This is a genomic window from Pseudomonas sp. Pseusp21 (assembly GCF_059492145.1).
The window spans coordinates 2,545,306-2,554,949 of sequence record NZ_CP168520.1 but is presented as its reverse complement, the minus strand read 5'-3'; the positions used below and the strand labels follow the sequence as shown (position 1 = coordinate 2,554,949).

The window sequence follows — 9,644 nt, the reverse complement described above, 5'->3', positions numbered from 1 at the left end:
GTCTTCTTTCGTCTGCAAACTGCGTCGCGGCGGCTGTGCGCAGGCAGACTTCGGTCTGGCCGGTTGCCTACTTATCGGTTTTCCACCCTGCGTACAGCTGCCACCTCTTGTCGTGTGGAAACGACAAGGGATGGCTCCATAGCCAAGTAGGAGTTTTTCATGGACAAACTGATACCCGATCCACCCCTCGAATCCCCCACCCCCCTCGAAGAGGCCATGCGCGCCGAAGACCTCGCCCGTAACCGCGAAGCCATCAAACGCGCCCTCGACTATTACCTCTGCCCCAACCCCACCAAGCCGCGCCCGAGCACGATGTACATGGTCACTCCTAACGTCGACACCGAAAGCCTGCTGGCCAATGCCTGCGAGTCCCTGGCGTCGGCCAGTACCATTGCCAGCAACTTCGCCAATGAGCTTTCCGGCCCGCAGCGCAGTACGGCGTTGGGAATCCAGCAGATCATCATGCTGGCGGAGCTGGCGGTGAACAGGGCGCTGGATCGGGTTGATCCGCAAACGTGATCCGCTAGTCGAAGAGTCCCGAAAAGGAACCGGTCGTACCCTTTTGGGGGCTCTTTAAACTCCGCTCACGCAGGTATACTGCGCGCCTTCGCGGCTCATCCACCGGGCCGGACTTTTTGCTTCCCGGAGCTTTCATGACTTCTCCAATCGACAACGCTGTGAGCGATGTCCCGGCAGAGCTGGCCGAGGCCGGCGAATCCAAGCCAACCATTCCTGCGTTCAAGTTTCCGTTCAAGCCAGGTGAGCTGGCGGCGGCCAAAGCGGCCAAGCAGCCGCAATTCAAGGGCAAGGACGGTGATCGTCACGCCAAGATTCCGGGTGTGGCGCCTTCGGGTACTCGCCGTTCGATGGGCAAGCGCTGATTCAATCCCGCCTCGGCCGTCGCTGTGATTTTCGGTCACAGTGATGGCTAATTGCTCAGTTCCTGAGCCAGATCAACGTTTAACCAGTGAGTGCGCTTAGAGTCAGCAGCCCTGCCGACTCTTTCCAATAAAACGAGCGCGCTTTCCATGAAGATCAATCTCCCGGTGACCGGGCGCAATGTCGATGTTGCGCCGGATGCGAACATTCTCTCGACCACCGATCTGACCAGCGCGATCACCTACGCCAACGACGACTTCATCAGGATCAGCGGTTACAGCCGCGACGAGCTGCTGGGTGCGCCGCACAATTTGCTGCGTCATCCGGACATGCCGGCGCAGGCGTTTGCCCATATGTGGCAGACGCTCAAGGGTGGGCGGTCGTGGATGGGGCTGGTGAAGAATCGTTGCAAGAACGGTGATCATTACTGGGTCAGTGCCTATGTCACGCCGGTCACGCAGAACGGTGCGGCGGTGGAGTATCAGTCGGTGCGCACGCGGCCGGATGCGCGGCAGATTGCGGCGGCGGAGCGGGCGTATGCGCAGTTGCGCGAGGGGCGGATGGCGCGGTGGCAGTGGCTGCCGAGCCTGAGTTTGCGGGCGAAGATCATGGCGTTGACCAGTTCGGTGCTGGCGCTGGTGCTGGGGATTGAAGCCTGGCTGCGGCCGGAGTCTCTGGGCATCGAAGCCGCTGCGCTGGTAGCCGGCAGTGGTGCGTGTGCGCTGGGCGTGGGTTGGTTATTGCGGCCGCTGGAGCGTCTGACCGAGCGTGCGCGGTTGATTGCCGACAACCCCTTGAGCCAGGGCATTTATACCGGGCGGCGGGATCAGTTCGGGCAGATCGAGTTTGCCTTGCAGATGCTTGAAGCGCAGGTCGGCGCGGTGGTGGGGCGGATCGGCGATGCGTCGCAGCGGCTGGCCGGGCATGCGGCGCAATTGGTGGATCATCTGCACAGCAGTCACACCAGCACCTTGGCGCAGCAGGCGGAAACCGATCAGGTGGCGGCGGCGATTCATCAAATGGCGGCCAGTGTGGCCGAGGTGGCCAGCCATGCGCAGCAGGCGTCGGTGGCGGCGGATATGGCGGGGACGGAAACCCGTGAGGGTCATCTGCTGGTGGGCGAGAGTCGCAGTGCGGTGTTGCGGCTGGCCGAGGAGTTGGGGCGGGCGACCGAGGTGATTCATCAGCTCGAAGGCCACAGCAGCGAGATTTCCGGGGTGCTGGAGGTGATTCGCAGCATCGCCGAGCAGACCAATCTGCTGGCGCTCAACGCCGCAATCGAAGCGGCGCGGGCCGGGGATGCCGGGCGTGGGTTTGCGGTGGTCGCTGATGAGGTGCGTGGCCTGGCCCAGCGCACTCAGCAGTCGACCAATGAGATTCAACGGATGATCAGCACCCTGCAAAACGGCGCGCGGGATGCGGTGCTGGTGATGCAGCAGAGCAGCGAACATGTGGATAACAGCGTCGAACAGGCGCAGCGTGCGGCCCGGGCCCTGGACGGGATCAGCGGGCGGGTCGAACAGATTACCGAGATGAGCCTGCAGATTGCGGCAGCGGTCGAAGAGCAGAGCGCGGTGAGCGAGGACATCAACCGCAACATCGTCAGTATTCGCACGGCGTGCGAGCTGACGGTGGATGAGGGGCGCCAGAGCCAGCTCAACTCACAGGATGTGGCGGGGCTGGCGGGGGATTTGCGTTCGCTGGCGCGGGAGTTCTGGGGGCGGCGGCAGGGCGCTCAGGCTGCTCGCAACGAGATGAACGCGTAGGTCTGCGGCGGTTCGGACACCACTTGTGCCCCGGCCGCCCGTACTTGCCCGGCAATGTCGTCGCCGGAGACATGGAACAGCCATTCACTGGAAACTTCGCTCAATGGCTGCGCCGTGACCTGATCGATCACCGAGGCAAACGCGCCCATGTCCGGCAGATACGCGGTGAACCCATCGCCCTTAAGCGCCGTGGTGCGGATGCCGAGCAAACCGCAGATCGCGTCCTTGATCCGGATGTCATCGCGATCCGCCTGACGCGAGCGCTGGATCAGCGTCACCAGTTCCTGATCCACCAGCTCACCGCCGACGATCAACTGCGGGCCTTGCTCCCAGGACTCTGGCGGGCAGTCCTTGGCGGCAGGGTTCAGCGGGATGTGCGGATTGATTTCGGCGGGATAAATGCGGCACACCAGCGGTCGGCGCTCGTAGATGCGGCACAGCTTGTCTTCGTCAAGATTCCGGCAGGGACCGACGTTGTAGGCGGCGAAAGTGATCGCCACATGGGCGTCGGACATTCCGCTGCGTACTACCGCCGAACGCCGCTGAGCGTGTTCACGCTGCTGTTCCGGCAGGCCCAGGCCGTTGGCAAGAAACGCCTCCACCAGCACGATCACCTGACCGCCGTCAGCCGCCCACATGCGGGCTTCGGCCAGGGTCAGGGGCACATGGTGATCGGTGCAGCATTTGCCGCAGCCTACGCAGGAAAAGGTCGTATTCATTGAGCGGGCAATCTTCAATCAGGGTGTGAATCGGCGACATAAAGCCGCCGTACAGGCCCGGAGTGAAGCAAGTTGTGCGCCATTCGCTCAGGGTTTGGCGGTGGGGCGGATCGAGTCCCATTCGGTGACGAATGCGGTTTTCGACTTTTTGTTGTAGAGACACAGCTCGGTGCCTTGCTGGCCCTTCATGTGTTTTTGCGGGTACTGGCCTTGCAGCAACAGCGCGGTGTAGCCGACGCGGTCATCGAATTGCGCGGCGTTGCCGACCGGTTTGGCGTTTTTCAGGCCGCTGGCCTTGGTGCAGCTGGCGAGCACGGTTTTGTCGTAGGCCGCCCAGGCGTCGGGGCTGGAGGCGTGGGCCAACGGGGCGATGAGGCAAAGTACGGAGAGGGCGAGGCGTTTCATGGTTCGGGCATCCTTGGAAGTTGATCGCCAAGGTTGGAGTATGCCGCAGGATTTTAGTTTGTCAGTCCGGCACCCATTCCCGGCGAACCACATACATTCCAGACATTTCGTACAAGCGTTGCGCTCGCCGGTTGTCTTCCAGCACCTTCAGATCGACAAACCCTTCACGCCGATCCTGAAACGCCTTGAACGCATGAAGCAGCAACGCCCGACCCAATCCACGTCCCTGGGCGCGAGGGTGCACCACCAGATTCTTGATGTAGGAACTGGTCCAGCATTGCGCCACGCCAATGACGCCTTCGGCATCGCTGGCGATGAAACACAGTGCCGGATCGTATTCCGGATCGTTTTCGAACTGCTGTTGCCAGACGCCCAGCGCCGGCACCCGACCACCGCCTTCGCGGTAGCCGATCTGCATCAGTTCATGCACGGCGGATGCGCGTTCGGCGCTGTAGGTCGTGAGTTCGATGCCGTTCGGCCATTCGATGGTCGGCACGTCCTGGCTCAGGTCGCGCCGCATCAGAAAACAGAACGTCTCGCTCAAGACTCAGTGACCCTGAGCTGCGACGTGTTTGGCCGCTTCGATCAGACAGTGGGTCAGCTCGGGCGAGGAGAACTTGGTCAGCACGCCGTTGGCCCCGGCGAGGCGAGCCTTTTCGCTGTTCATCGCGCTGTCCAGCGAGGTGTGCAGCAGCACGTAGAGGTGGGCGAAGTCCGGGGTTTCGCGCAGGGTACGGGTGAAGGCGTAACCGTCCATCTCGGACATTTCGATGTCGGAGACGATCAGGTTGATCTGCTGCGCCGTGCCTTGCAGGTCCAGCAGGCAGTCGATGGCTTCCTTGGCACTGCGCGCGGTGTGGCATTGCAGGCCGAGGTTGCGCAGGGTGTGCACCGATTGCTGCAACGCCACCTGACTGTCGTCGACCACCAGGATCCGCGCGTTACCCAGCACTTCGGCGTCTTCCATGCTCAGCTCGGTCGGGGCCATTTCGATCTGCGCCGGGGCGATGCCGTGGATGACTTTTTCAATGTCCAGCACTTGCACCAGCGTGCCGTCCACCGAAGTCACACCGGTGATGTAGGCACGCGAACCGCCGGAACCGAACGGCGGCGGTTTGATGTCGGTGGTCAGGCAATGCACGATCTTGCTCACCGCCTGCACATGCAGACCCTGTTTCGAACGGCTGACGTCAGTGACGATCAGGCAGCCGCCGTTCGGGTCTTCCAGCGGCCGCTCGCCGATGGCGCGGCTCAGGTCGATCACCGACAGCGAAGCACCGCGCAGGGTGGCGATGCCTTTGACGTGCGGGTGCGACTCCGGCAGCTTGGTCAGCGGCGGGCAGGGGATGATTTCACTGACCTTCAGCAGGTTGATCGCCATCAGCTTGCCGCTGCGCAAGGTAAACAGCAGAAGCGAAAGTGAATCTGCGCGGGCTTTGTTGGAAGACATAAAAACCTTCTGTGGAAAAAGGTGAGCGGCGATCGCACGGATCGCCAGCAAGTATCGATGCCGGGTTATCGACTTGTAACCGGCAGGCTTTAGGGATTCCGGCGCCAATCCGACGGCGGGACTTTTATTTCATCCCCAACCGCTTCGCCATCCGCCCCAGATTCGCCCGGTCCAGCCCCAGCTCCCGGGCGGCACTGGCCCAGTTGTCCCGATTGCGCTCAAGCGCTGCACTGATCAACTGCCGCTGATACTGCTCGGTGGCGGTGCGCAGGTCGCCGCTGATCAAGGGCAGAGCGGCAGTCGCTTCGGACGGCGCCGGCGAGTTATCCACAACCTCGCGCGGCAGATCGAGATCCATCGCACTGAGGCTGAGAATCTTCGGCCGCACCTTGCAGTTGCCCAGCGCTTTCAGTGCGCTGCGTCCGATCAGGTGTTCCAGTTCCCGCACATTACCCGGCCAGGTGTAGGCCAGCAGCGCCTCCTGGGCGTCGCTGTTCAGGCGCAGGCTGTTGAGGCCCATGCGCGAGCGGTTCTGTTCCAGGAAATAACCGCTGAGCAGCAACACATCGCGCCCCCGGTCACGCAGCGCCGGCACCCGCAACGGGTAGACGCTGAGGCGATGGTAAAAGTCGGCGCGGTAGCGGCCGCTGCGCACTTCTTCGGCCAGATCACGGTTGGTCGCAGCGATCAGGCGCACGTCGACCTGATGTTCCTTGTCCGAACCCAGGCGCTGCAACTGGCCGCTCTGCAACACCCGCAACAGCTTGGCCTGGACGGTCAGCGACAACTCGCCAACTTCATCGAGAAACAGCGTGCCGCCATTGGCCAGTTCGAACTTGCCGCGCCGGTCGCTGGTGGCGCCGGTGAAGGCGCCGCGCACGTGACCGAACAGTTCACTTTCGACGAGCGTGTCCGGCAGGGCCGCGCAGTTGAGGCTGATGATCGGTTTGTCGGCGCGCTTGGAGGCAGCGTGGATCGCCTGGGCCACCAGTTCCTTGCCGACTCCGGTTTCGCCAGTGATCAACACGGTCAGGTCGCTGCCGCCGACCAGATTGATTTCTTCCACCAGTCGTTTATGCGCCTTGCTCTGGCCGATCATTTCGCGGTTCTGCTGGCCGCTGGCCTGGCGATAGACCTCGGCGCGCTGGTGTTCGTCTTCGGCGCGGATCGCCAGACGTTCGATGCGTTCGGCGGCATTCACAGTGGCCGAGGCGAGGCTGGCGAAGGCTTGCAGAGCATCAAGTTCGATCGGTTCGAAACGCTCCGGATCGAGGGCGTCGAGGGTGATCAGGCCCCAGAGTTTTTCATCGACGAACAACGGGCAACCGAGGCAATCGTGAACTTCGAGGTGATCGTCGAGGCCGTCGACCAGTCCGTCGTACGGGTCGGGCAGATCGCTGTCGGCGGCGAAACGGGTCGGCCCTTGGCCGGCCAGCAGCACTTCGAAGCGCGGGTGTTCGCTGACCTTGAAGCGCCGGCCGAGGGTGTCGGTGCTCAAACCGTCCACGGCCAGCGGCACCAGCCATTCACCGTCGAGGCGCAACAATGCGGCGGCATCGCAGGGCAGCAGGGCGCGCATGGCTTCGAGCAGGCGCCGGTAGCGCTCACCCTCGGGCAGTTCGCGGGACAGGTCGGAAACCAGTGGGAGCAGGGCGGTGAGCAATGATTTGGCGGACATAGGCTTGTAGTCAAAGAGACACGTTGTAGTCGAAGCGACTATAGAGGTGCTTGTGTCGATCTGACTACATAATTTTCAAGCTGTTGATTTATATAGAAAAAATAGTTGGCACGAATACTGGAATGGATAAGGCACTTTTAGAAAAAGCTCAGGAGTCACCCTTATGCTTAGCGTCCAGGATCGAGCCATCGTCAAATCCACTGTGCCTCTGCTGGAAAGCGGCGGTGAAGCGCTGATCACCCACTTCTACCGCATGATGCTCTCCGAGTACCCGGAGGTTCGCCCGCTGTTCAACCAGGCTCACCAAGCCAGCGGTGACCAGCCTCGCGCCCTGGCCAACGGCGTGTTGATGTACGCCCGTCACATCGATCAACTCGACCAGTTGGGCGATCTGGTGGCCAAGATCATCAACAAGCACGTTGCGCTGCAAATCCTGCCGGAGCACTACCCGATCGTTGGCACCTGCCTGCTGCGCGCCATCTCCGAAGTGCTCGGCGAAGAAATCGCCACCCCGCAAGTGATGAGTGCCTGGGGCGCGGCCTACGGTCAGTTGGCCGAGATCCTGATCGGCGCCGAAACCGCCATTTATGACCAGAAAGAGCAAGCCGTCGGCGGCTGGCGCGGGGCGCGGGAGTTCATTGTCGCGGCCAAGGTCGAGGAGAGTGCGGAAATCACCTCGTTCTACTTCGAACCGGCGGACAAGGGCCCGATTCTCGCAGCCGAGCCAGGCCAATACATCGGCATGAAGCTGATCCTCGACGGCGAAGAAATCCGCCGCAACTACTCGCTGTCGGCCCTGGCCAACAAAGGCCAGTACCGCATCAGCGTCAAACGCGAACCGGGCGGCCGTGCCTCCAATTACCTGCACGATCAACTGCATGTCGGCGCCAGCATTCAGCTGTTCCCGCCATCGGGTGAGTTCACCCTGACCGCCAGCGACAAACCGCTGGTGCTGATCAGCGGCGGCGTCGGCATCACTCCCACGCTGGCGATGCTGGAAGCGGCGCTGGAAACCGAGCGTCCGGTGTACTTCATTCACAGTGCGCGCAACGGCAGCGTGCATGCGTTCCGTGACTGGATCGACGGGCTGGCCGCGCGCCATCCGCAGCTCAAGCGCTTCTATTGCTACGCCGAAGATGACGGCGTGAGCCCGGCGGCGGACAAGGTCGGGTTGTTGAGCGAGGAGCAACTGGGCGAGTGGCTGCCGGCGGAGCGTGATGTGGACGCTTACTTCCTTGGGCCGAAAGGTTTCATGGGGGCGATCAAGCGTCACCTGAAGGCACTGGGTGTGCCGGAGAAGCAGAGCCGGTATGAGTTCTTCGGGCCGGCTGCTGCTCTGGAATAATCCGGAACCGGGTTGCCCTCATTCGCGAGCAGGCTCGCTCCCACATTGAAATGCATTCAAATATGGGAGCGAGCCTACTCGCGATTGGCCGTTACACGGCCCTGATTCTTAAATTCTGTTTAAAGGTTAATCGTTTCTTAACCGGTTTATCGTTTATTCCCCGATGCTGATGATAGGCGCTCGTTCGTTTACATGATCAGGATCGCCCCCATGTCGCACTTCGCCTCTTCCCGTCGTTTCAGCCTGGCCACTTTGGGCCTGTCGGTTGTCTTGCTGTCCAGTCCATTCGCGTTCGCCGAATCCGCGTTGATCCAGCCGCAGACCCTGATCGTCGATCAGAGCCTGCCCAAGGCCAAGCGTGATGCGATGGAACTGGCGGCGCGGCGTTATGGCAGTTTCTGGAACACGGGCGAAGAGGCGTTGGCCACCGCTGCCCTGTCGCCGCAGTTCGTCGACAAGACCCCGCCGGAAGGCCGGGTACAGGGGCCGACCGGGCCGCTGCTGGCGTCGAAGTTCTTTCGCACGGCGGTGCCGGACTTGAGCTGCGAGATCGAGCAAATGATCGTCGCCGGGGATCGCGTGGTGGTGCACCTGCACTTTCGCGGGCATTTCACCGGCACGTTCAAGGCTCTCAAAGGGCAGGGCCAGCGTGTAGACTTCCGGGCAACCGATATCTATCAGATCGACAACGGTCGCATCGCGGCCAATTGGCATATCGAAGACAACATCAGCCTGATGGCGCAACTGCAAGCGCAGCCGCCGGCCAGCTGAACCATGGACATGAAAGGGAAACGCGATGAGCGAGGAAACGATTCGATTGGGACGTGAGCGGCGCTATCTGGTGTTGCTGGGCATCATCTGCCTGGCGCTGATCGGCGGCGCGCTGTACATGCAGATCGTGCTGGGCGAGGCGCCATGCCCGCTGTGCATCCTGCAGCGTTATGCGTTGCTGCTGATCGCGCTGTTCGCGTTCATCGGTGCGGCCATGCGCACCCGGCGCAGCATCACCGTGTTTGAGGTGCTGGTGGTGATTTGCGCCATCGCCGGCGCTGGTGTCGCCGGGCATCACGTGTACACCCAGTTCTATCCGGCGGTGAGCTGCGGCATCGATGTGTTGCAACCGATCGTCGATGACCTGCCGCTGGCAAAGATCTTCCCGCTGGGCTTCCAGGTCGACGGTTTCTGCTCGACGCCGTACCCGCCGATCCTCGGCCTTTCGCTGGCGCAATGGGCGCTGGTGGCCTTCGTGCTGGTGGTGATCCTGGTGCCGCTGCTGACCTCGCGTAACCGAAAAGCGTTGCGCTGAATCAACTTTTCGGCGCGTGCGCCGATAAACCAAACGCCTCGATTTGCGGTGACGCAGATCGAGGCGTTTTGCATTTCAGGGTCTGTGTGAAAACAC

At 62.0% G+C, this 9,644-nt stretch carries 11 protein-coding genes and 1 pseudogene; 7 read left to right on the top strand and 5 right to left on the bottom strand.

Features of this window, described 5'->3' with window-relative positions; genetic code table 11:
- Positions 1-159 precede the first annotated feature (159 nt).
- The 4 genes and pseudogenes from ACEN93_RS11495 to ACEN93_RS11480 all read left to right on the top strand — a co-directional run bounded on the left by ACEN93_RS11495 (position 160) and on the right by ACEN93_RS11480 (position 2,645).
- Complete coding sequence (locus ACEN93_RS11495; protein ID WP_011335854.1) at positions 160-519, top strand: DUF6124 family protein; 360 nt, start codon at positions 160-162, stop codon at positions 517-519.
- Between the two features lie 134 nt (positions 520-653).
- On the top strand, positions 654-881 hold the full coding sequence (locus ACEN93_RS11490) for a hypothetical protein (protein WP_039765632.1): 228 nt from the start codon (positions 654-656) through the stop codon (positions 879-881).
- A gap of 147 nt (positions 882-1,028) precedes the next feature.
- Positions 1,029-1,310 (top strand): annotated as a pseudogene (locus ACEN93_RS11485) (PAS domain-containing protein); the annotation flags it as partial.
- A gap of 207 nt (positions 1,311-1,517) precedes the next feature.
- Entirely contained in the window at positions 1,518-2,645 is a 1,128-nt protein-coding gene (locus tag ACEN93_RS11480; RefSeq protein WP_371855243.1) for a methyl-accepting chemotaxis protein, read from the top strand.
- Here ACEN93_RS11480 and ACEN93_RS11475 read toward each other — a convergent pair.
- From ACEN93_RS11475 to norR, 5 genes are all read right to left on the bottom strand, one after another.
- Complete coding sequence (locus tag ACEN93_RS11475; RefSeq protein ID WP_163976410.1) at positions 2,615-3,364, bottom strand: YkgJ family cysteine cluster protein; 750 nt, start codon at positions 3,362-3,364, stop codon at positions 2,615-2,617. The genes ACEN93_RS11480 and ACEN93_RS11475 overlap by 31 nt on opposite strands.
- Before the next feature lie 87 nt (positions 3,365-3,451).
- Positions 3,452-3,769 carry a hypothetical protein gene (locus ACEN93_RS11470; RefSeq protein WP_007956738.1) on the bottom strand — a complete coding sequence of 106 codons (318 nt, stop codon included), beginning with the start codon at positions 3,767-3,769 and terminating at the stop codon, positions 3,452-3,454.
- Between the two features lie 61 nt (positions 3,770-3,830).
- Complete coding sequence (locus ACEN93_RS11465; RefSeq protein ID WP_074691012.1) at positions 3,831-4,289, bottom strand: GNAT family N-acetyltransferase; 459 nt, start codon at positions 4,287-4,289, stop codon at positions 3,831-3,833.
- Between the two features lie 27 nt (positions 4,290-4,316).
- Positions 4,317-5,219, bottom strand: coding sequence for a chemotaxis protein CheV (locus tag ACEN93_RS11460; protein WP_011335848.1), 903 nt, complete (start codon positions 5,217-5,219; stop codon positions 4,317-4,319).
- 124 nt (positions 5,220-5,343) lie between these two features.
- The gene (gene norR / locus ACEN93_RS11455; RefSeq protein ID WP_495611423.1) at positions 5,344-6,897 is read right to left on the bottom strand and encodes a nitric oxide reductase transcriptional regulator NorR; all 1,554 of its coding nucleotides are present in this window, start codon (positions 6,895-6,897) and stop codon (positions 5,344-5,346) included.
- A 163-nt stretch (positions 6,898-7,060) separates the two neighbouring features.
- Between norR and hmpA the strand changes: the two genes are divergently transcribed.
- The 3 genes from hmpA (at position 7,061) to ACEN93_RS11440 (ending at position 9,548) form a co-directional block, all read left to right on the top strand.
- Entirely contained in the window at positions 7,061-8,242 is a 1,182-nt protein-coding gene (hmpA, locus tag ACEN93_RS11450; protein ID WP_039765645.1) for an NO-inducible flavohemoprotein, read from the top strand.
- A 210-nt stretch (positions 8,243-8,452) separates the two neighbouring features.
- Positions 8,453-9,013 (top strand): ester cyclase, encoded by a 561-nt coding sequence (locus ACEN93_RS11445; protein ID WP_039765648.1) that lies wholly within the window; start codon positions 8,453-8,455, stop codon positions 9,011-9,013.
- A gap of 25 nt (positions 9,014-9,038) precedes the next feature.
- Positions 9,039-9,548, top strand: coding sequence for a disulfide bond formation protein B (locus tag ACEN93_RS11440; RefSeq protein WP_007956723.1), 510 nt, complete (start codon positions 9,039-9,041; stop codon positions 9,546-9,548).
- Positions 9,549-9,644 lie beyond the last annotated feature (96 nt).